Below are 19207 nucleotides of genomic sequence, written 5' to 3' on the forward strand. Positions count from 1 at the left end.
AATTAGGACAGCTCGTTGATCAATTCCTGCTTCTGCTCGGAGATGGAGTGCTCGCCTTCGATTTTACGCTGCAAGCGCATCAGACCTTCCATGAGAGCTTCCGGGCGTGGAGGGCAGCCCGAGATGTACACGTCCACTGGGATCAGGTGATCAATGCCCTGAAGCACAGCGTAACTGCGATACATGCCACCGCTGGAGGCACAGGCACCCATGGCGATGCACCACTTGGGCTCCGGCATCTGGTCCCACACGCGTTTCACGGCCAGGGCCATTTTGTAAGTCACTGTGCCTGCGACGATCATCACATCCGCCTGACGGGGGGAAAAGCGCATGACCTCCATGCCAAAGCGGCTGAGGTCATAACGGCTGCAAGCGGAGGCCATCATCTCGATGGCACAGCAGGCGAGGCCCATGGGCATCGGCCAGAGGGAGTTCTTGCGCATCCAGTTGACCGCAGAGTCCAGCTTGGTGACGACGACATTGCCCTCGATTTTGGAATCGTAGGAGGCTTCGGTTTCAGCAGGGGCGACCATGGCGTTGGAAAAAGAGGTTAACGATGGAAGAAATACGCCCCGGCTCCCCCCCCGGCAACCCGTTTGTGAAAGTTTTCACAAGCTCGGGCAGCCCGTGAAGTATCATTTAGAAGGTCTTCAGACCAGGAGGGGTGCTGCTGGTTCCGTTAAATCCAGGTGCGTTAGGGGCACCGCCTGCGGGTTGCTGCACTTGGTAAGTGGCAGCGGGAGCTGAGTAAGAGGGGGTGGTGGGCTGCGGGGTGTAGCCCCCGTAGGCAGGCTGTGGCGAGTAAGATGGAGGTGCCGCAGGCCGTGGGGAGTAAGCGGGCTGCTGGGCATAGCCCCCATACTGTGGCTGGGCTGGGGCGCCGTAGTTTCCTCGAGCCACCGTTTGAGCCGTGACCTCCACCTGACCCATCTGCATGTAGGGGATGCCGATCTGCTGGGCAGCGGCGCTGGAGAGATTGATCACACGTCCCTGATAATAGGGAAAGCGATCATTGACGGTGACATTCACCGTGCGGCCATTGAGCATGTTTTTCACCGTCACCACGGTGCCAAAGGGCAAGGTGGTGTGGGCAGCGGTGTAAGCTTGTGGATAATAGATCTCACCTGAAGAGGTAGGTCGTCCGGTGTATTGGTCTGCGACATAGGAGGCCCAGCCCTGCTCCCTGTGGGCAGGTGGACGTGAGGCGCAACTGACCAGGGCCAGCATGGAGAGACAGAGAAACCAGCGACAAAACATGCAGGCATGGTTTTTACACAAAGAAGTGCGCTTCGTCACTCTTAGAAATTAAGAAAGCTTCGACAATGGGGTCTAGGAGGATGCGGGCGATAAGTTGTCAGCCATGGCCCACTCCGTGTGGGAGATGAAGGCACCCTCCTTCAAAAAACGCTCCACCGCCCGCAGCACCCGGGGCCGCCACATCATGAATGTGTGGTCTGCCTGCGTGACCATGAAATCTGCCTGCCCTGCAACCCAACCCCCCGCGACGGTGACGATGCCATCGGACTCGGGGCCCAAGAGATCACGGAAAAGGGTAATCACAGGCTTATTTCCCATGATGATGCCGGTGCCGGGCGGCACGGCCCCAAGCCTGCGCGGAGTGCTTGTTTCATCCACCCCCAGCTCATGAATGACGGGGCCTAACAAACGACGCAACCAGGGCGACTCCCCCAGTTGCGCAAGCACCTCGCTGCCTTGATTCGGCGGGCCTAACATCACGGTGCGGCCGAGAGGGAAGGACGGGTCTCGGTTCTCTGCCCAGGCCCGGAACAGGATACCGCCCAGAGAGTGCGTGACAAAATGAACGCGCGTGCCCTTGGTCAGTCGCAGTTTAGCTAAAACAGGTTTTAACCATTGATCCACGGCTTTCTGCACTGTGACACGACGGGAGGGGTAGCTCACGCTGATGACCCTGTAACCCGCCCGCCATAACCAGAAACGCAACGCCAGCAGACTGCGAGGCGAACGCCCGAGCCCGTGGATCAAAACCACGATGTCGCGCTGGGTAGGTTTCATAGGGTACTAATGCAGCGAGAACGTCTTTTGGTCAACTTTTGGCTGTGCAGGACAATCGGAGGTGGCCAGGGTCAAGAATCGTCAAACACCCAGCAAGAATGAGCAGCACCGAGGCATTGCTTGAGGAGCTTGTTTTGGAAGATGCTTAAGAGATCATGCCCAACCATCGCGCCATCCAGCTCGTCGCCAGCGGCGACCTCCGACTTTCCGCCAACCAAACCTGCTGGCCTGCCCAGAAGGCCATGGAAGACGCTTTGGCCAAAGCTCTTAAAGCCGAAGGTTATGAGGTCAAACGTGCTCATCCATACGATGCCAAGAAAAAGCACGGCTTCATCGCCAGTCAGCGTGAGGGGATCGAGGTCTTTCGCACGGTGGACCCAGATGCGCCCATCATCGTGGCAGAGGCGGTGTGGCAATATTCGCATCACGTGCTCGCGGGGCTTAGCACGCATCGCGGCCCCATCTTGACCGTGGCGAACTGGAGCGGCCAGTGGCCCGGCCTCGTGGGCCTGCTGAATCTGAATGCGTCGCTGACCAAGGCCGGCGTGACCTACTCCACGCTCTGGAGCGAGACCTTCACCGATGCCTATTTTAAAAATGGCCTGCGTGAATGGCTCGATACGGGTGCCGTGACGCATGACCAGTCCCATGTGCGCGATCTTTCCCTGCTGAAGCTGCCGCAGGAGGATGAAAGTCTGGGCCGGGATTTCGGGCGTCGTTTCCGCAATCACAAGGCGATTCTCGGCGTCTTCGATGAAGGCTGCATGGGCATGTACAATGCCATTATCCCGGACAATCTTTTTCACGCCACCGGCTGCTTTAAAGAAAGACTCAGCCAGTCCAGTCTCTATGCAGCCATGCAGACCGTGAGCGATGAGGATGCGGTGGAAGCCTATGCCTGGCTGAAGAAGAAGGGATTGCAAATGCAGTTAGGCCAAGATGAAGCCACGGAGCTCACCGAGGCGCAGATCCTCCTCCAGTGTAAAATGTACATCGCCGCCGTCCGCATGGCGGATGAATTTGGCTGCGACGCCATCGGCATCCAATACCAGCAGGGGCTGAAGGATCTCACGCCAGCCAGCGACCTCGTGGAGGGCATGCTTAACAACACAGACCGCCCACCCGTGCGCAGTGCCGATGGCAAACGTGTGCTTTTTGAAGGAGAGGCCTTGCCGCACTTCAATGAAGTGGACGAATGCGCAGGACTGGATGGTCTGGTGACCTATCGGCTGTGGCGCGAGCTCGGCTTTGCCCCTGAAAACACCCTGCACGATCTCCGCTGGGGCCAGAAGTATAACAAAGATTATGTCTGGGTGCTCCTCATCAGCGGCGCGGCCCCTCCGGCCCACTTCATCGGCGGTTGGAAAGGGGCGAGCACGGAGCGCCAGCCGGCCATGTACTTCCGTCTCGGCGGCGGCACGATGAAGGGCATCAGCAAACCGGGCCACATCGTCTGGAGCCGCGTCTTCGTCATGGATGGCGCGCTGCATTGCGACATCGGTGTGGCCGAGGTGGTCAAACTTCCTGCCGAGGAAACCGAACGTCGTTGGCAGGAAACCACCCCCCAGTGGCCCATCATGCACGCCGTGCTGAAAGGCGTTTCGCGAGATCAGATGATGGCCCGCCACAAGTCCAACCACATCCAGGTCGTGTACACCCCCAATGAAAAGCAGGCGCATCGTGCTGCCCGCATCAAGGCCGCTGCCATGAGTGAACTGGGCATCCACGTGTCTCTGTGTGGCGATGTGAAACTGGGGTGAGGGCGGTGAGGTGCTGCGGCCTTTGGATTGAGACCAGCTTCGTGCTAGTTTTTTTGGGGAAGAGATTCACTTCTTTTCGATGTGAGTCCTTCTCCTTAGATCGCGTATGTTCTGGTCAATCAACGTGGTGGCGAGCTAAAGCTCGGGAGTACTTTCTTGAGTCCCTCATGTAGAAAGTTCTTTCAGCTGTCACCAAAAAGCATCTCAAAGTGACCTGTGTGGCCTGCCGTTAAAGAAACGGTCTATTGAGGCTGTATTGAGGGAAGTTTTTCGTCGCTACCACTATGAGACCTTCCTTCTTCCTCTGCCTGGCCAGTGCTTGGCTGCCATTGAGCACCTTTGCTCAGGACCTCAGTGCCTTGCGCTCGGCCCTGACTTTTCATGCGTCGTTTGATCAGGATCTCCAGGCCGACTTCTCCAAGGGAGACAAACTCAGCTACGTGAAAAAGGGTAAGGAAATGGTAGCGGCGGTGCCGAATGAGGAGGCGAAGATCGCGCCCGGAGAGGGCAAGTTTGGTAACTCGCTGTGGTTCCCTAAAAAGGGACTGACAAGGCCTCAATACAAAGACGCAGGCGTGCTGGGTTACAATGGCCAAAGCTGGAGCAGCACGGTCTCCGTGTGGTTACGGCTGGATCCGGATAAAGACCTGGAGCCCGGTTATTGCGATCCCGTGCAGATTGTGGGAGACGATGGTAAAAAGGGCTTCATTTTTCTGGAGTGGTCGAAGGATGAAACCCCGCGCTATTTCCGCTACGCCATCCGACCCTTGTTTGAGATCTGGAACCCCACGAACATTCAGTGGGCAGACATCCCTTTCGATAAACGCCCCATGGTGCAGGTGGAGCGGGCACGCGCACCGTTTTCCCGCGAGGCCTGGACCCATGTGGTCTTCACAGTGGAAAACATCAATGACAAGACTCGCAAGCCCGCTGGACGCCTTTACATGAATGGCGAGCTGAAGGGCAGCATTGAAAACTGGGACCTCACCTTTGCTTGGGACCCTGCCCAAGTCTGGCTGGTGCTGGGGGCCGCCTACGTGGGCCACATGGATGACCTGGCGGTCTTTAACCGGGCCCTGACGGAGGCCGAGGTCAGACAACTGGGCAGCCTGAAAACGGGTGTGCGGGAACTGCATGCGTCTGGTCACAAGTGAGGCTCGCCAGAACTCTCCAAGTCAAACATCGTCAATCACCCAGCAAGAATCCGCAGCGGCAAAAGTTTGTGCTTTTGGGTAAACTCTCTCATGCTGCGGGTGGACTCCCTGTCTCCCCAACCGACCGACCATGAAGCCTTCCCATTTCTGCCTCGTTGCGCTCACGGCGCTATTTTCCGGCCATGCTGCCGCGAATGATACGCTGACCCCGCTGAAGTATAACAACCCCGGCCTCGTGGTGGATCTGGGCGTGGGTCTGTGGGCCTGGCCGATGCCGATGGACTTCGATCGCGATGGCGACCTGGACTTGGTGGTGAACTGCCCGGACAAGCCTTACAACGGCATCTACTTCTTTGAAAATGCCACGGGTGACACGGCCAAAAACAAGATGCCCGTGTTTAAGCCTGGTGTCCGTTTCAGCAAAGGCGCGCAGAATGTCCAGGTCAGTTATGTGGATGGCAAGCCCGTGGTCATGACGCCAGGCATGGTGCATCCAGATTTCCTGAAAACGGGCATTGAGCAGGAGGTCAAACTCGGACCCGCAAAGAACATCCACATGAACAAAGTGCGCGCCAACATGTGGCGCAGCGTGGACTACGATGGCGATGGTCAGCAGGATCTCATCGTCGGTGTGGGGGACTGGACGGAGTATGGCTGGGACAATGCCTACGATGCCAATGGCCGCTGGATGAATGGGCCCATTCGCGGGTATGTTTACCTCCTGCGCAACACAGGCAGCAACGACAAGCCGACCTACGACAAAGCGAAGAAGGTCATGGCCACAGATCGTCCTGTGGAGACCTTCGGGTGGCCATCGCCGAACTTTGCCGATTTCGATGGCGATGGTGACTTGGACCTGCTGTGTGGTGAGTTCCTGGACGGCTTCACCTATTTTGAAAACACCGGCAGCCGCACCCAGCCGAAGTATGCGCTGAGCAAGCGCCTGAAAGCTGAGACAGGCAACTACCTGACCATGGACCTGGAGATGATCACCCCCACGGCCTTTGACTGGGACAAGGATGGCGACATGGACCTCATCGTGGGTGATGAAGACGGTCGTGTGGCCCTGGTAGAAAACACAGGCAAACTGGCGGAAAAAGCCCCGGTCTTCAAAGAGCCCGTTTATTTCCAGCAGGAGGCGGATCAGATCAAATTTGGTGCCCTGGTGACGCCTGTCGGTTTTGACTGGGATGGCGATGGTGACATGGATCTCATTTGTGGTAACACCGCTGGTTATGTCGCCTTCATTGAAAACCTCAGTGGCAAAAGTGTGGAGAAGCCGAAATGGGCAGCACCAGTGCGCCTAGAGGCTGAAGGCAAAGCGATTCGTCCGATGGCTGGCCCGAATGGTTCCATTCAAGGCCCTTGCGAGGCAAAGTGGGGTTACACCACGCAGACTGTGGCGGACTGGGATGGTGATGGCCTGCCGGATCTCGTGCTGAACTCCATTTTGGGCAAAGTCGTGTGGTACAAAAACATCGGCACCCGTGCCAAACCGAAGCTGGGTGCAGCGCAGCCTGTGGATGTGGAGTGGAACGGCCCTCAGCCCCATCTCGCCTACGGCTGGCTCAAGCCCAAAGGCAAAGCCCTGCTGACGCAGTGGCGCACCACTCCGGTGGCGGTGGATTGGAACAAGGACGGCCTGATGGACCTCGTCATGCTGGACCAGGAAGGTTACTTGGCCTTTTTTGAACGAGCCAAAAAAGACGGCAAGCTCATCCTCCAGCATCCGAAGCGCGTCTTCTGCGCGGACAAAGCGGCCCAGGCTCCCGGTGTGGTGGACAAGGCGCTGGCACATCTGAAAGTGCGCAATCCTGTGGAGATGAAGGCTGGTGAAGCTCTGCGCCTGAATGCAGGCATCGCTGGCAAAAGCGGTCGCCGTAAGATCTGCATCATGGACTGGGACAGCGATGGCAAGCTGGACATCCTGCTGAACTCCGCGAATGCCAACTTCATCCGCCAGACTTCCGGTGCCGACGGGAAGTGGTTCTTCGCTGACATGGGCCTGCTCTCCGATGCCAACATTGAAGGTCACGACGTGAGCCCTACGACGGTGGATTTTAATGACGACGGCATCCCTGACTTCGTCGGTGGTGCGGAAGACGGTCACCTCTACTACTTGCGGAATCCGAAGTCGAAGTAGTGGGTTCGGCATCGTTTGTTAGGCGAGTTGGAGAGGGATCCCCCAAGGAGCGGCACTTGCCAAGTGCCGTGTCTTGGAATGGAGGATGATGCTCGCTGGTGTTGCGGGGCCTCCCAGAAAGACGGATAATCCGGCGGTGGGGTGGGAGAGCTTTGGCATCTTCAGCGCCGGACACATCCGTCCTACGATTGAATCCGTGCCACTCGTGATTGGATCGGGTGCAGTAACGAATCGAATTTAATACGGAGCTTTGGCGAGCTAAAGCTCTTGCTACTTTGGCTGCATCGAGCGTGTTGTTTTTAGTCGGAGGACTGGCTGAACGCTCAGCGTGGTCCAGGTACATTGATTTTGGCGGCTTCGCGGTCCCAGCCGGCGGGGGTGCCGCGATAGGAGGTATCGCGGCGTTTGTAGAGGGACTCGCCGGTTTCACGGTCGAACATGTCTTTGGAAACATCGGCAGGGGCGCTGTCGCCGGTCTGTTCGGTCCATTGGTCCAGAAGATTGGCTAAACGGGCTTTCACTGAGGCATAGTCGGGGTCGTCAGCGAGGTTGGAAAGTTGGTTAGGATCGGCTGCGGTCCGATAGAGTTCTTCCTTGGGACGTGGGGCCAGGAACACATCGACCTGGGCGGGGGTGAGCTGGCCAGCGTCGCGGGCTTGGCGCAGTTGCAGGTAGGATGGAGACCGCACGGAGTCTGCCGGGCCTTGCCAGGGCTCCTGGGGGCGGTTGTTGCGGATCAGAAGAAAACCTTCGGATCTCACCGCGCGGCCATGGGCGGCGTAGTCATGCCAGTTGTGTTCTGAAAAAGCATGCTGACGAACGATGGCTTCAGGCTTGGTCAGAACGGGAGCGAAGCTCACGCCCTGCATGCTGGGTGGGACGGGGACCTGGGCTAGGCCGAGCATGGTGGGGGCTACGTCTATGGCGCTGACGAGGCTCTGGCTGGGGGTGCCAGGTTGGCCGATGCCAGCGGGCCATTGGGCAATGAAGGGCGTCTTCATGCCGGAGTCATGCAGGCGGGTTTTGGCACGGGGGAAGGCGCGGCCATTGTCCGCCATCATGAGCAGCAGGGTGTTGTCCAGCGCACCTTGTTTCTCCAGCTCCGCCACTACCTGACCCACGAAATAATCCAGCCGGGTGATCTCATTGTAGTAGGAGGCCAAGTCTTGCCGCGTCTCCGCATCGTCATTCAGGAAAGGCGGTACGACGACCTTGGCAGGGTCATGTTTGGGACCGTAAAGATCTTCCTTCCAGTCCTTATCCGCATCCCAGTCCCGGTGGGCATCCAGGGAGGCGAACCAGCCAAAGATAGGTTTGTCCTTGGGGCGCTCTTGCAGGGTTTTCACCCAGGTGGCATGTCCGCCTTTGTTGCCGGGCTCATTTCCAGCCTCGACGAGATCGAAAGGCGGTGGCTGCGGTTTTTCACCCTCGGCAGGCTTGTCGGAGGTCATGTGATGTTTGCCCACCAGCGCGGTGTAATAACCAGCGTCTTTCAGCAAACGTGGGAACCACGGTAGGTGCGCGGCAATGGGCTGATGCAGCTCCGAAGCACGCCCGTTGTTGTGCGGGTAACGGCCCGTGATGACACTGGAGCGGCTGGGGCTGCAACTGCTGGCCGTGAGATACGCTTCATCAAAACGGCGTCCTTGCGCCGCCAGCTTGTCGAGGTTTGGCGTGCGGGCCGCGCTGTTGCCATAACAGCCTAGGTCATCCCAGCTCACATCATCTGCAATGATGAGGATGAGGTTAGGCCGTTCAGTGGCGCTAACCAATGATGTGAAAAGGAGCGTGAGGGAAAGAAGGGCGCGGAACATGGGAGGCGTCGATTCCCTGCTAACGTTGGGCAGCGACCTTTTATCCAGATTTCCAGCACATTTCTGCGAGGCACAAAAAATGCGCACTCACCCCACGATCTCTGTCGGGCAATCCGGCAGGCTGGCCATGAAGGCGCGGCCGTAGGGCTTAGTGAGAATACGGTTGTCGAGGATGACGACCATCCCCTTGTCCTGCTGCGTGCGAATAAGGCGACCCACGCCTTGGCGAAGCTTCAGGATGGCCTCCGGCACGCTGTACTCGCTGAAGCTGTTCAGGCCCTGCTCTTCCAAATACTCCAGGCGGGAGGCGGTGACGGGGTGATCTGGCACGGCAAAGGGCAGGCGGGTGATGATGACGTTGCTCAGGGCCTCGCCCGGGACATCCACCCCGGTCCAGAAGCTGTCTGTGCCGAAGAGAATGCTGTGCGTGTCTTTCTTGAACTCATGCAGCATCTGGTGCCGGGGCATGCCGCGCCCTTGAACGAGCAGACGCCAGCCATGATCCAGGCAGAAGTCCTCGATGCGATCCGCCAGGGCGGTCATCTGGCTGTAGCTGGTGAAGAGCACAAAGGCGCGGCCTTTAGACAGGCCCAGGAAGTACTCGATCTGTTCGATCATCGCATCCTGGTATTCAGGCCGCCCGGGCTCGGGCATGCGCTTCACCAGGTAAAGCTTCATCTGCTTTTTGAAGTCGAACGGGCTCTCGATGGTGGCAGCTTGCGCTTTGTAGGCCCCCACGCGTTTGCGGAAGTAGTTCAGCTTCACATCATCGCCCACGCCCAGAGTGGCGCTGGTGAAAACACAGGCCTTGGTGCCGGTGAAGAAGATGCTTTCCAGCTTGGGCGCGACGTCAATCGGGGCGCTGTGAAAGGAGACGATCTTGTTGTCCCCACCGCTGCGTTCGGCCCAATAGACATGGCCTTCCTCACTCTGATCCAGAAAGGAACTGATGGCTAGGCGCAGGGCTCCGAGTCGTTTGGCGATGTCCAGCAGCTCTAGCTTTTGGCCTTCGCTTTTGGCAGCGTCTCCCGCCTTTTGGGCGATGCGCGCCACGCGTTGCAGGGGCAGGGAAAGGGTGTCCTCCACCAGCTCCGGCTCGCGCACGCGAAATTCCTTGGCGTAGGGGCCGCTGAACTTGCAGGCGTTTTCCGCCGTGCGGAAGAAACTTTCCACCATGCCTAGGCACTGGGATACCTCGCGAGTGCCGTCTTGCTCGCCCAGAGATTGGAAGAAGCCTTTGCGGGTCTTCGGATTGAAGAGACGGCCCAGCTCAAAACGAATGTTGGATTCGCTGACGTGGATGCCGAAGGCCTTCGCGGCGATGTTTTCGATCGTGTGGGCTTCGTCCAGAATGACGAAGTCACGCGGGAAGATGAAGTTGGTATCATCCGCCAGCGGGCCTTCTTCGGCGGAGGCCAGCAGGGTGAAAAAGAGCGTGTGGTTCAGCACCAGCACATCGGCCTCGGCCATGCGCCGGCGCACGTCCTGGTACACGCAGCCGCTGCCGGGTGGGCAGCGGCGGGGGGTGCAGGCATGGGGCTCACTGCACACCAGGGACCAAACGCGGGCCCCAGGGGTGAAGTCCATCTCACTCAGCGTGGCGGAGGGATTGTCGCGAAAGAAGTCTTCGATGAGCTGCAGCTCCGCCGTCTCGCTGCTGCTGAAGAGATCGCCACTGTGGGAGTAGGCGTTCTTCAGGCGGGTGGGGCAGAGGTAGTTGCTGCGGCCTTTCAGCAGCTCGGCATGGAAGGGGCCGAGGATCTTTTTGACGATCGGGATGTCCTTGTGGATGAGCTGCTCCTGAAGGTTGATCGTGTGCGTGCAAATGATGGCCTTGCGCCCTTGCTCCAGGGCGTATTGGACGGCGGGAATGAGGTAGGCCAGGGATTTTCCGACGCCTGTGGCCGCCTCTACGACGAGAGGCTTGTTCTTCTCCAGCGCGCCCGCCACCAGTTGGGCCATGCGCTGCTGCTGGGGCCGGTATTCAAACTGGGGGGAGAGGGCCAGCTTTCCCTCCGTGGAAAAGGCCAGGTACATCCTCTCCGCGAGCGTGGGCCCACCGAGAGCACCTTCAGAGGCCTCAAGAATACTGATCATCTGCACATCATGCCGGGGGCGGCGGGTGGTGCAAGTGGGGAGGGTGATGATGTCACAGCAATCACTTCTACGGAGATGCAGCAGGCTGTTCTGAGTCTTGCACGGATTTTGAAATCTCCGATTGAAGCGCCTTCATTTTTTGCGCTAGCGGGCTGTCAAATTCTGTCCACCGAACTGTGCGGTGGATGTTTGCCCACATCAAAACGGTCGGGATCAGGACATAGAGGAGACGCCACTCCCACAAAACAAATCCAAGAGCAAAAAGAAGAATCGCCGGAAAGGCGAAGAAACCGATGCCGTAGAACAGCGAGCCAACGCTCAGCATTCCCACTTGGAAAAGCCCTTCCCAAAGTCCCTGCCAGGCTCGTAAGGCCGTCATGGTGCCGAGCATGGAACCGAGGAGGGTCGCCAAAACCACCAAAAACATGCGGCCGATCAACGTGTTGAAGGCATTAAGGAACGGACCATACGGGAAGTCACCAAAGCGGTTCATGGAGCGTTTAGGATGGCGGCCTGCTTGGGTGGGGGCCATTCCAAAAGAACCCTCATTTTATCAATAAACCGAATCTTTACAGCCCGATCAACAACTGCGCAAATTGCAGGCCGCTGGCGGTGATCTGGCCGCTGTTACTCACGAGACCGCGAGTGTTGTAGTAGTGAGGGATGGGGTCTTCTTTGACCCAGGAAACGATGGGTTTCTGGACAGGCTGGTCAGCGGCCCGCACGCTGACAGGGAGACCCCAGCGGGTGCAGCGGATCTTCCAGGCGCTGACGGGGCCAGTGGGGATGTCCTTCAGCCATGGGTAACGCTGGAGGATGTCCATCGTGGCGGTGGCGGGAACGGTGAGCTCAAACCAGGCCTCACTCTGGCGGATGAAGCTGGAGAGAGATAGGTCAGGATTTTTGGCATGGGCCAGGTAAAGAGCCTGGAGATCCAGACCCAGGAGGTTCATGCCATTGTAGGGCCCGTGATGATTCGGGGTGCGAAAGTGGGTGGCGTGCCAGGTTTCAAAGGCGGGATTCAGCAGGATGTTTAACTCCACATGCAGGTGAGCTCGGCGCTGATCAATGCCGCTGCCGGTGTAGCCCATGCGGCCCAGGACGGTGCTGTGAGTCACCTTTTCCCCCACGGCCACGCTGGCGGAGGCGAGATGGGCGTAGAGGGAGTAAAAAGTGCCTTCTGGCAGATCATGCTGCACCACGATGTAACGACCGTAATTGCTGAGGCCTGCACTGGCGGTGACGTAACTGACGGTGCCTGGGAGGATGGAGTGGATGTCATCCAGAGGATTGCCCTTGGCATCTCGCTGAGTGGGCTTGATGTCCATGCCTTCATGAAAACGGGCAAAGGCCACCCGCTGGCCGATGCGGCGCGCATCCCGCACAAAGCCGAATTGACCGCCTTCCCAGGGGGTGGATTTCACCCCCTCAAAGTCCCGATCCACAAACTGGAAGTACCCCGCCCCATCCCCGACTAGGAGGGCTCCATTGTCGGTCGGCAGTTTTAGGTCCAGTGCACTGGCACTGGTGACGGCCGCAAGGAAGAAGGCGAGGAAGCGAGACATAAAAGGGGGAGGAGACCTGCCATCCAAGATCGGGCCGGGGCCGGGAATGGACGTACCCATCCTCCAGGGGATGCCCGATCTTGGAAAAGAATCGTGAAGAATTAGATCAGGCCCAGCTCGGTCACCGCATCGCGCTCTTCACGCAGTTCGGTTTCCGTGGCTTTGATCTTGGCCTGGCTGAATTCATTGACGGGCACGCCCTGGACGACTTCCCACTTGTTGCCATCCGTGCGGATGGGGAAGGAGAACATGAGGCCTTTTTCGATGCCGTAGCTGCCATCGGAGCAGACGGCCACGCTGGTCCAGTCACCTTCAGGTGTGGGGCGGGTGAGGCTGTGAACGGTGTCGCAGGCGGCATTGGCAGCGGAAGCGGCGGAGGAAAGGCCACGTGCCTTGATGATGGCGGCCCCGCGCTGCTGCACCGTGCTGATGAATTCACCCTTCAGCCAGTCGTGGTCGCTGATGACGTCCGTGGCTGCTTTGCCCCCGATCTTAGCATTGAAGAAATCAGGATACTGGGTGGCGCTGTGGTTGCCCCAGATGGCCAGGTTAGAAACAGTGCTGTGATGCACACCGGCCTTAGCGGCGAGCTGGCTCTTGGCACGGTTTTCGTCCAGGCGGGTCATGGCAAACCAGCGGTCTGCGGGCACGCCCTTGGCGTTGTTCATGGCGATGAGGCAGTTCGTGTTGCACGGGTTGCCCACCACCAGGACACGCACATCACCAGCAGCGTTTTTCTCGATGGCTTTGCCCTGGCCGGTGAAGATGCCACCATTGATTTTCAGCAGGTCCTTGCGCTCCATCCCTGGGCCGCGTGGCACGGAGCCGACGAGGATGGCCCAGTTGACGCCCTGGAAGCCGACGTCCAGCTCGCAGGTGGGGGTGATGCTGTTGAGCAGGGGGAAAGCGCAGTCATCCAGTTCCATGCAGACGCCGTTGAGCGCGCTCAGGGCTTTCTCGTCATTGCGCTCGATCAGGCGGAGATTCACCGGCTGGTCAGCTCCAAAGAGGGCACCGGAAGCGATGCGGAAGAGGAGGGAATAACCGATCTGACCGGCGGCACCGGTGACTGCGACTGTGATGGGGGCTTTGCTCATGGTAGGGAACTTGAACGATTCGCAGCGGATGCCTCGGGGCAAGGGAAAAAGACACGCACGCTTGCGGCTGCGCTTGAAATGCTTGGTTGGTCCTTCGGGAGCTTTTTTGCCCCCGCTGACTTCAAATAAAGAAACCTCCTGTGATTTTCAGGGAAATCTTTATCCGAGGCGTTGCTTACGGTTTGACATCCATTTAGACAAACTCTACCCGCTCTTGCCTTGCTCTTAAATCGTTCATCTAGCTATGAAAATTGCGCTCCTTCCTTTTGCCTTACTGGCACTGTCCGTTTCATCCACTCGCGCGGCCGTTCCCGGCTCCGTAGCGAATGTGACGTTCGCCCTCACCCTGACCAATACGATCCCAGGCACGGTGGTCAAAGATAGCAAGGGCGTCCCAGTCAAATCACCTGGAACGACACCTGCTTATTCAAATCAGTGGGCTATTGCGAATGATGCCGCAAAGACAGTGGTGGCTAACTACGAGTACGTCTCTAAGATGAAAGTTACGAAATTCGGTAACAAAGAGCTTTTAACGGAGCTCGTGGAACGAGGAATTCTACCCGAATATGGCGACAGAGCTCCTTACATCGCCGGCTGGTCCATCGTCACCGCCAATGCGTCCGGTTACGAAAATGAGTTTGGCGAAGGGTTTCAGCAGTTTCCAAGTAAATTCTACGCCGTGCACAAAGCGGAAGGAGACATTGTGGATCTGAGCAACCACATTGATTATAGCTTCGGTAGGGACTATGCTGAGAACGGCACCTACAAGAGCGTGGAGAAGTTTACCAATTACAACACTCCACAGCAGACCGTGACGCAATCCTTGACGAATGCCTTCAATTGGAAGGAAACCATCTACTACGAGATCGATTTCTTGGGTTTTGATAGCGGCGCAACAGTCACTGCTTTGTTGGATGGATTTGAGTTCGCTGGCGTCTCTTCCATTGGCGTTAAACAGACCTCCATCGGGGTGGGATTGGATAAGATGGCTGTGTATGTGGACACGGCCGGCAAGACCTCAGGCATTTCGGGTGCAGGCCCGCGCATCGAAGAGGACGGTGAACGCGCTGTCGTTGAGGGCAGCATCAGTTTCTCCGCTGGCAAAGTGGAGGCGGATGTCACGGTCTATCCAAATATCCAAACGGCTCCGACGCCAGATCCAGTTGACCCACTGGAATAGTTCTTGGCATCCAGTCTTGAACAACGCACGCCTTCGGTGAAGTTCACCGAAGGCGTTTTTTGTCGAAAGTGTCTCCAGTGATTGCAACAAACATGAAATCTTCTCTCGTTTGGCTTCTGGCCGCTGTGCTTGCAGTGGGCGTTTTGATGATGGTCGCCTTCCAGGCAGGCGGCAGTCCTGAGAAGCCAGGAATAACCGGGCCAGCGAAGCCTCCTGCGAACGCATTGCCCGCAGCCGATCAAGCGGCGAATAAGCCGGAACCCGTGACCGCACCCGTTTCGAAGCTCGTGCCAGACGATGCCCCTCGTGAAGTGCTTCTGGAGGCCATCAACGACGTGGCCACCACCTATGACCCGGTGGAACTGCCCAAGATCAAACCCTACCTGCTCCACCCAGATGCCGAAGTGCGTAAAGCCGCTTTGGACGGCATGGTGGTGTTAGGCGATGCGGCGGCATCGCCTCTGTTGCGGGATGCGGCCCGGCAAGTCACCTCCAACAAAGAAGCCATCGAGATGATGCAGGCCGCCGAATACTTGGAGCTTCCTTCGGCGACCGGACTGCTCAAGAGCGGTGCCGCCAAACCCCAGGCCGGTCCCCGCAAAGGGGGACAGCCACGCTGATTTAGCTGCTCCACTAAGCGGATTTAGATGATTCAGTCAGGCGCAGTATTTAAAATACGAATTTAATAGGTATGCTCATGTTTAAATCCATACGGCATGGAATGCGGCTAGTTTAAAATGCTGTTTGATCTCACTTGTGCTACCTTTATGAGTCACTGGTTGGCATACACGTCATTATGAAAAAGTTAATCTCCACCTCCTCTTGGATCGCTTTGTTGGCGATCACAGTTTCTGCCAACGGCCAAGGCCCACTACCTGAAATTCCCGGTACGGTCTCGTCCGTCACGATAAGCCTGACGTTTACCACAACGGTGGATGGCACGGTGAAAAAGGACGAGGATACCGGCAGACCGCTCACGGGGACTGAAGCTGGTCCGACGGACTACAATTATTGGACAGTCGTGAAGAATGGAAAAAGGGTTGAACAAGCCGAAGAGGTTGTGACCAAGATGTTAACTTCCAAGTATTCCAATAAAGAATTCCTCTTGGATTTGAAGGACGCAAACGTGATCACCGACATCAAGGGCTGGAGCGTCACGAAAGTTCAGGCGACGATCGAAGGGCCTGAAGTCACGGCAGTGGGTCGAATTGTTAACGTGGAGAATGGCCCCGTTCGATTCTATCTCACTCACAAGACGCTTCCTTCGATTCCAATTGATGAATACATCAGTATTCAGGGGTTAGAAGCCGAAACCGCGATAGCGCTGGCTTTGAATAGTAAGCGACTGGCCAAATACAATGCACAGGAAGTGCCCACGTCTGACGTCACGACTCACAATGTGAGCCTGAAAAGCATGGGTTTCGTGAGAATTTCCTTCAGCCAAACGGTGACGGTGGGTGAAGAGGAAGGCCGCTTTCTAGACGAGCTTCAAGTAACTGGAGCATCCATGGGAGGCGAAAAGCTGGGTTTCTATGGGCCGGAAAAACGTCAGGTTTTGGTCCCGGCAGCCGGCAAGCTTGGGCCCGTGGTCGGCTTTTACCAGTATTATGATCCAATCGAACGTGATGGTTTTGTTTCAAGGGTCGAAGGCTCTGTTTCGCTGGGTGCAGGCGTGGTGAAAAACGTGGGCGTTTTCCCTGATGTTACCGTGGATCCAGATCCAGAAAACGTGCAGTAATTTCGATTTCAGCTTTGGCTTCTGAAGAGAGGCAGCGGGTAACCGCTGCCTCTTTTTAGTTCTGATTGCGATAGCTGGAGGGCGTCTGGCCTGTGCGTTTACGAAAGTGCTGAGTGAAGGCACTTTGATCCGTGAAGCCGCAGCGGCAGGCGATTTCGGAAACGGAAAGGGCCGTGGTTTCCAGCAGGCGTGCAGCGGCGAGTACACGGGTCTTCAGGAGGAACTCCTGAGGCGAAAGGCCAAAAGTGGTCTGAAATCGGCGCTGCAGTTGCCGCAAGGACTGGCCGCAGGCACGGGCCACGTCTTCAATGAGCAGCGGCTTGCTGAAGTCCTGGCGGATCATTTCCACGGCCTGGGCCACGGTTTGGAAAACGGGCAGCCGCCGTTCGGCCTCATCGGGACGGCGTAGCAATCCCATGACTCCTTGAATCTCGCCCTGAGTATCCAGCACCGGCAGTTTGGTCACCAGGAACCAGTCCGGCATGCCCTGGCGGTCCCACCACAGTTCGATGCGCTCGATGCTGGTGGCCTTCCCAGTGAGGAGTTGGTCGTCGTCATCCACATAAGCCTGTGCCATGCTGCCAGGGTTGAGGTCAAAGTCCGTCATGCCCAGGATCTCGCCTTCCTCGTGCATGGAGTAACGAAGCCGGAGGCCCTCGCTGGCAAACATGAGGTGGCCTTCTCGATTCTTGGCAAAGAAATAGACGCCGGGGATGTGGTCAAACAAGCGATGGAAGAGCGAGGTGGGGGCTAGCGTAGCCACCCAGCGGTCGCGCTCCTGCTGCCAGCGACGGACCACGCCCTGCGGCCGCTGGTGCAGCGTGCGCGGTTTGAGGAGAGTCGCATTTCGCATCATCTTTGTCGTGACGATGATGCCAGGGTTTGTGTAAAGCTGCAATCCTCCAACCGCATGAAACCCATCGTCCAGATTTCCCTCGACCTGACCAACATTGACGAAGCCCTCGAAACGGCGGCCTTGGCCATGCGAGCTGGGGTGGACTGGCTGGAGGCCGGCACACCCCTGATTTTGGCCGAGGGACTGCACGGGGTGCGGGCCCTGAGAAAAGCCTTCCCCCACACTCCCATCGTGGCGGATTTAAAGACCATGGATGGCGGCTACCTGGAGGCCGAAATGATGGCCAAGGCGGGTGCCACCCACGTGGTGGTCATGGCCCGGGCGCATGCGGAGACGATCAAATGCGTGGTGAAAGCCGGCGCGGATTTCGGCTGCAAAGTCATGGGGGATAACATGGTGTGCCCGGACATGGTGGAAGGGGCCAAGTTCCTCGAAGACCTGGGCTGCGACTACGTCATCCATCACATCGGTTACGATGAGCGTCGCGGCATCGCCGCTGCGGGCCATCGCATGCCTAGCCCCATGGACCAACTGCGGGAGGTGGTGAATGCCGTCAAAATTCCCGTGCAAGCCGTCGGCGGGTTGAGCCTGGAGCAGGCCATCCAATGTCCGCAGTATGGGGCTCCGCTGGTGGTCCTGGGGGCACCCCTTACTATTGATGCGGACTCTTTTAAAACGGCGGATGGCAACTTAGAAAGCTCCCTGCGCCTAATCTGCGAGGCCGTGCATGCGCAGACGGTGGTGCGGTAAAAAACGCTTCAGCTCGCCAGCTTCGCCGCCAGCCGCACCGCTTCGACAAGGCTCTGGCCGTTGGCTTTGCTCTGCCAGGCGATGTCGCAGGCCGTTCCGTGATCCACACTGGTGCGCGGCACGGGCAGGCCCAGAGTGGTATTGACGGCCGAATCAAACGCCAGCGCTTTCAGGGGGATGAGTGCCTGGTCATGATACATGCAGATGTAGGCATCCACCGTTTTGCGCTTGGCAGGAATGAAGGCGGTGTCGGGCGGCAGTGGCCCTTCGATGGTCATCCCCTTGGCACGGGCAGCGGCGATGGCGGGCTCGATGAGGTTTTCCTCCTCGCGCTGGCCAAAGAGACCATGCTCCCCGGCGTGTGGATTCAGCCCACAGACGGCCAACTTCGGTTTCCGGCCCAGGTGGCGCTGCACGGCGTCGCAGGTGAGTTCGATCACCTCCAAAATTCGAGCGGATGTCAGCGCGGGAACCACGTTCTGATAACCGATGTGGACGGTGACGAGGCTGCAAATCATGACCTCAGAAAAGAAGGCCATGCAGGAGCGGACGGCGTCCATTTTCTCGGCAAACATCTCGGTGTGTCCCGGATACATGATGCCCGCTGCTCGGAGAGCTTCTTTATTGATCGGGGCCGTGGCCACCGCGGCGACTTGGCCCGCCAGCGCCGCCTGGATGCTCTTCTCAATGTAAAGGTAACTGGCGGCTCCCGTGCGGGCACTGACGGTACCGGGGGTGAAATCGGCAGCATCAAACCCGAAGAGATCCAGCACCGCAGGTTCCTCCAGCGAGGTCGCTTTTTCCGCCCACTCGATCTCGGACAGGATGCGTTTCGGCGCGGGCAATCCCGTCTGGCGGGCGCAGCGGGCCAGCAGCCGGGCATCCCCAAAGATGACCGGGGTGGCGACTTCGCGCACGGCTTCATTCGCCAGCAGTTGCAGGCAGATCTCAGGGCCGACCCCGGCAGGGTCGCCCATGGTGACAGCGATGATGGGTTTGGGCATGTGGACCCCAGCTAT

Annotated in this window: 17 protein-coding genes; 7 read left to right on the top strand and 10 right to left on the bottom strand. The window is 58.1% G+C overall.

The genetic code is table 11. The features are described from left to right. Positions 1–2: 2 nt before the first annotated feature. The 3 genes from nuoB to HNQ64_RS04605 form a co-directional block, all read right to left on the bottom strand. Positions 3–533: an NADH-quinone oxidoreductase subunit NuoB gene (gene nuoB / locus HNQ64_RS04595; protein WP_184205827.1), complete on the bottom strand. Its 531-nt coding sequence runs from the start codon at positions 531–533 to the stop codon at positions 3–5. 106 nt (positions 534–639) lie between these two features. Continuing rightward, positions 640–1257 (bottom strand): septal ring lytic transglycosylase RlpA family protein, encoded by a 618-nt coding sequence (locus HNQ64_RS04600; RefSeq protein WP_184205829.1) that lies wholly within the window; start codon positions 1255–1257, stop codon positions 640–642. A 72-nt stretch (positions 1258–1329) separates the two neighbouring features. Further along, entirely contained in the window at positions 1330–2034 is a 705-nt protein-coding gene (locus HNQ64_RS04605; protein ID WP_184205830.1) for an alpha/beta fold hydrolase, read from the bottom strand. 155 nt (positions 2035–2189) lie between these two features. Here HNQ64_RS04605 and HNQ64_RS04610 point away from each other — a divergent pair, with 155 nt between their 5' ends. The 3 genes from HNQ64_RS04610 (at position 2190) to HNQ64_RS04620 (ending at position 7091) form a co-directional block, all read left to right on the top strand. Then, positions 2190–3794 (top strand): L-fucose/L-arabinose isomerase family protein, encoded by a 1605-nt coding sequence (locus tag HNQ64_RS04610; RefSeq protein ID WP_184205832.1) that lies wholly within the window; start codon positions 2190–2192, stop codon positions 3792–3794. A 284-nt stretch (positions 3795–4078) separates the two neighbouring features. Next, complete coding sequence (locus HNQ64_RS04615) at positions 4079–4948, top strand: LamG domain-containing protein (protein ID WP_184205834.1); 870 nt, start codon at positions 4079–4081, stop codon at positions 4946–4948. A 130-nt stretch (positions 4949–5078) separates the two neighbouring features. Then, positions 5079–7091, top strand: a complete 2013-nt coding sequence (locus HNQ64_RS04620; protein ID WP_184205836.1) for an FG-GAP repeat domain-containing protein — start codon at positions 5079–5081, stop codon at positions 7089–7091. Positions 7092–7414: 323 nt separating this feature from the next. On the opposite strand, the gene HNQ64_RS04625 is transcribed toward HNQ64_RS04620, so the two are convergent. The 5 genes from HNQ64_RS04625 to HNQ64_RS04645 form a co-directional block, all read right to left on the bottom strand. Continuing rightward, positions 7415–8905, bottom strand: coding sequence for a sulfatase family protein (locus tag HNQ64_RS04625; RefSeq protein ID WP_184205838.1), 1491 nt, complete (start codon positions 8903–8905; stop codon positions 7415–7417). Positions 8906–8992: 87 nt separating this feature from the next. Beyond that, the gene (locus HNQ64_RS04630; RefSeq protein WP_184205840.1) at positions 8993–11002 is read right to left on the bottom strand and encodes an ATP-dependent DNA helicase; all 2010 of its coding nucleotides are present in this window, start codon (positions 11000–11002) and stop codon (positions 8993–8995) included. Positions 11003–11069: 67 nt separating this feature from the next. Next, positions 11070–11534 (bottom strand): hypothetical protein, encoded by a 465-nt coding sequence (locus tag HNQ64_RS04635; protein ID WP_184205842.1) that lies wholly within the window; start codon positions 11532–11534, stop codon positions 11070–11072. 37 nt (positions 11535–11571) lie between these two features. After that, a complete protein-coding gene (locus HNQ64_RS04640; protein WP_184205844.1) occupies positions 11572–12567 on the bottom strand; it encodes a murein hydrolase activator EnvC family protein in 996 nt (331 codons plus the stop codon). 101 nt (positions 12568–12668) lie between these two features. Next, on the bottom strand, positions 12669–13664 hold the full coding sequence (locus HNQ64_RS04645; protein ID WP_184205846.1) for a malate dehydrogenase: 996 nt from the start codon (positions 13662–13664) through the stop codon (positions 12669–12671). A gap of 244 nt (positions 13665–13908) precedes the next feature. Here HNQ64_RS04645 and HNQ64_RS04650 point away from each other — a divergent pair, with 244 nt between their 5' ends. From HNQ64_RS04650 to HNQ64_RS04660, 3 genes are all read left to right on the top strand, one after another. Then, the gene (locus tag HNQ64_RS04650; protein WP_184205848.1) at positions 13909–14844 is read left to right on the top strand and encodes a hypothetical protein; all 936 of its coding nucleotides are present in this window, start codon (positions 13909–13911) and stop codon (positions 14842–14844) included. Between the two features lie 92 nt (positions 14845–14936). Continuing rightward, positions 14937–15464 (top strand): HEAT repeat domain-containing protein, encoded by a 528-nt coding sequence (locus HNQ64_RS04655; protein WP_184205850.1) that lies wholly within the window; start codon positions 14937–14939, stop codon positions 15462–15464. Positions 15465–15640: 176 nt separating this feature from the next. Further along, a complete protein-coding gene (locus HNQ64_RS04660; protein WP_184205852.1) occupies positions 15641–16582 on the top strand; it encodes a hypothetical protein in 942 nt (313 codons plus the stop codon). Positions 16583–16637: 55 nt separating this feature from the next. On the opposite strand, the gene HNQ64_RS04665 is transcribed toward HNQ64_RS04660, so the two are convergent. Further along, positions 16638–17480: an AraC family transcriptional regulator gene (locus tag HNQ64_RS04665; protein ID WP_221305328.1), complete on the bottom strand. Its 843-nt coding sequence runs from the start codon at positions 17478–17480 to the stop codon at positions 16638–16640. Positions 17481–17492: 12 nt separating this feature from the next. Between HNQ64_RS04665 and HNQ64_RS04670 the strand changes: the two genes are divergently transcribed. Further along, positions 17493–18188, top strand: a complete 696-nt coding sequence (locus tag HNQ64_RS04670; RefSeq protein ID WP_184205854.1) for an orotidine 5'-phosphate decarboxylase / HUMPS family protein — start codon at positions 17493–17495, stop codon at positions 18186–18188. Positions 18189–18196: 8 nt separating this feature from the next. Here HNQ64_RS04670 and pdxA read toward each other — a convergent pair whose 3' ends face one another. Continuing rightward, entirely contained in the window at positions 18197–19192 is a 996-nt protein-coding gene (gene pdxA, locus HNQ64_RS04675; RefSeq protein ID WP_221305329.1) for a 4-hydroxythreonine-4-phosphate dehydrogenase PdxA, read from the bottom strand. Positions 19193–19207: the final 15 nt, after the last annotated feature.

The sequence above is a fragment of the Prosthecobacter dejongeii genome (assembly GCF_014203045.1).
GTDB lineage: Bacteria > Verrucomicrobiota > Verrucomicrobiia > Verrucomicrobiales > Verrucomicrobiaceae > Prosthecobacter > Prosthecobacter dejongeii.

What these genes read in the sequence shown, in the direction of transcription:
- nuoB (WP_184205827.1), bottom strand. Translation starts at nt 533, where the DNA reads ATGGTCGCCCCTGCTGAAACCGAAGCCTCCTACGATTCCAAAATCGAG.
- HNQ64_RS04600 (WP_184205829.1), bottom strand. Translation starts at nt 1,257, where the DNA reads ATGTTTTGTCGCTGGTTTCTCTGTCTCTCCATGCTGGCCCTGGTCAGT.
- HNQ64_RS04605 (WP_184205830.1), bottom strand. Translation starts at nt 2,034, where the DNA reads ATGAAACCTACCCAGCGCGACATCGTGGTTTTGATCCACGGGCTCGGG.
- HNQ64_RS04610 (WP_184205832.1), top strand. Translation starts at nt 2,190, where the DNA reads ATGCCCAACCATCGCGCCATCCAGCTCGTCGCCAGCGGCGACCTCCGA.
- HNQ64_RS04615 (WP_184205834.1), top strand. Translation starts at nt 4,079, where the DNA reads ATGAGACCTTCCTTCTTCCTCTGCCTGGCCAGTGCTTGGCTGCCATTG.
- HNQ64_RS04620 (WP_184205836.1), top strand. Translation starts at nt 5,079, where the DNA reads ATGAAGCCTTCCCATTTCTGCCTCGTTGCGCTCACGGCGCTATTTTCC.
- HNQ64_RS04625 (WP_184205838.1), bottom strand. Translation starts at nt 8,905, where the DNA reads ATGTTCCGCGCCCTTCTTTCCCTCACGCTCCTTTTCACATCATTGGTT.
- HNQ64_RS04630 (WP_184205840.1), bottom strand. Translation starts at nt 11,002, where the DNA reads ATGATCAGTATTCTTGAGGCCTCTGAAGGTGCTCTCGGTGGGCCCACG.
- HNQ64_RS04635 (WP_184205842.1), bottom strand. Translation starts at nt 11,534, where the DNA reads ATGGCCCCCACCCAAGCAGGCCGCCATCCTAAACGCTCCATGAACCGC.
- HNQ64_RS04640 (WP_184205844.1), bottom strand. Translation starts at nt 12,567, where the DNA reads ATGTCTCGCTTCCTCGCCTTCTTCCTTGCGGCCGTCACCAGTGCCAGT.
- HNQ64_RS04645 (WP_184205846.1), bottom strand. Translation starts at nt 13,664, where the DNA reads ATGAGCAAAGCCCCCATCACAGTCGCAGTCACCGGTGCCGCCGGTCAG.
- HNQ64_RS04650 (WP_184205848.1), top strand. Translation starts at nt 13,909, where the DNA reads ATGAAAATTGCGCTCCTTCCTTTTGCCTTACTGGCACTGTCCGTTTCA.
- HNQ64_RS04655 (WP_184205850.1), top strand. Translation starts at nt 14,937, where the DNA reads ATGAAATCTTCTCTCGTTTGGCTTCTGGCCGCTGTGCTTGCAGTGGGC.
- HNQ64_RS04660 (WP_184205852.1), top strand. Translation starts at nt 15,641, where the DNA reads ATGAAAAAGTTAATCTCCACCTCCTCTTGGATCGCTTTGTTGGCGATC.
- HNQ64_RS04670 (WP_184205854.1), top strand. Translation starts at nt 17,493, where the DNA reads ATGAAACCCATCGTCCAGATTTCCCTCGACCTGACCAACATTGACGAA.
- pdxA (WP_221305329.1), bottom strand. Translation starts at nt 19,192, where the DNA reads ATGCCCAAACCCATCATCGCTGTCACCATGGGCGACCCTGCCGGGGTC.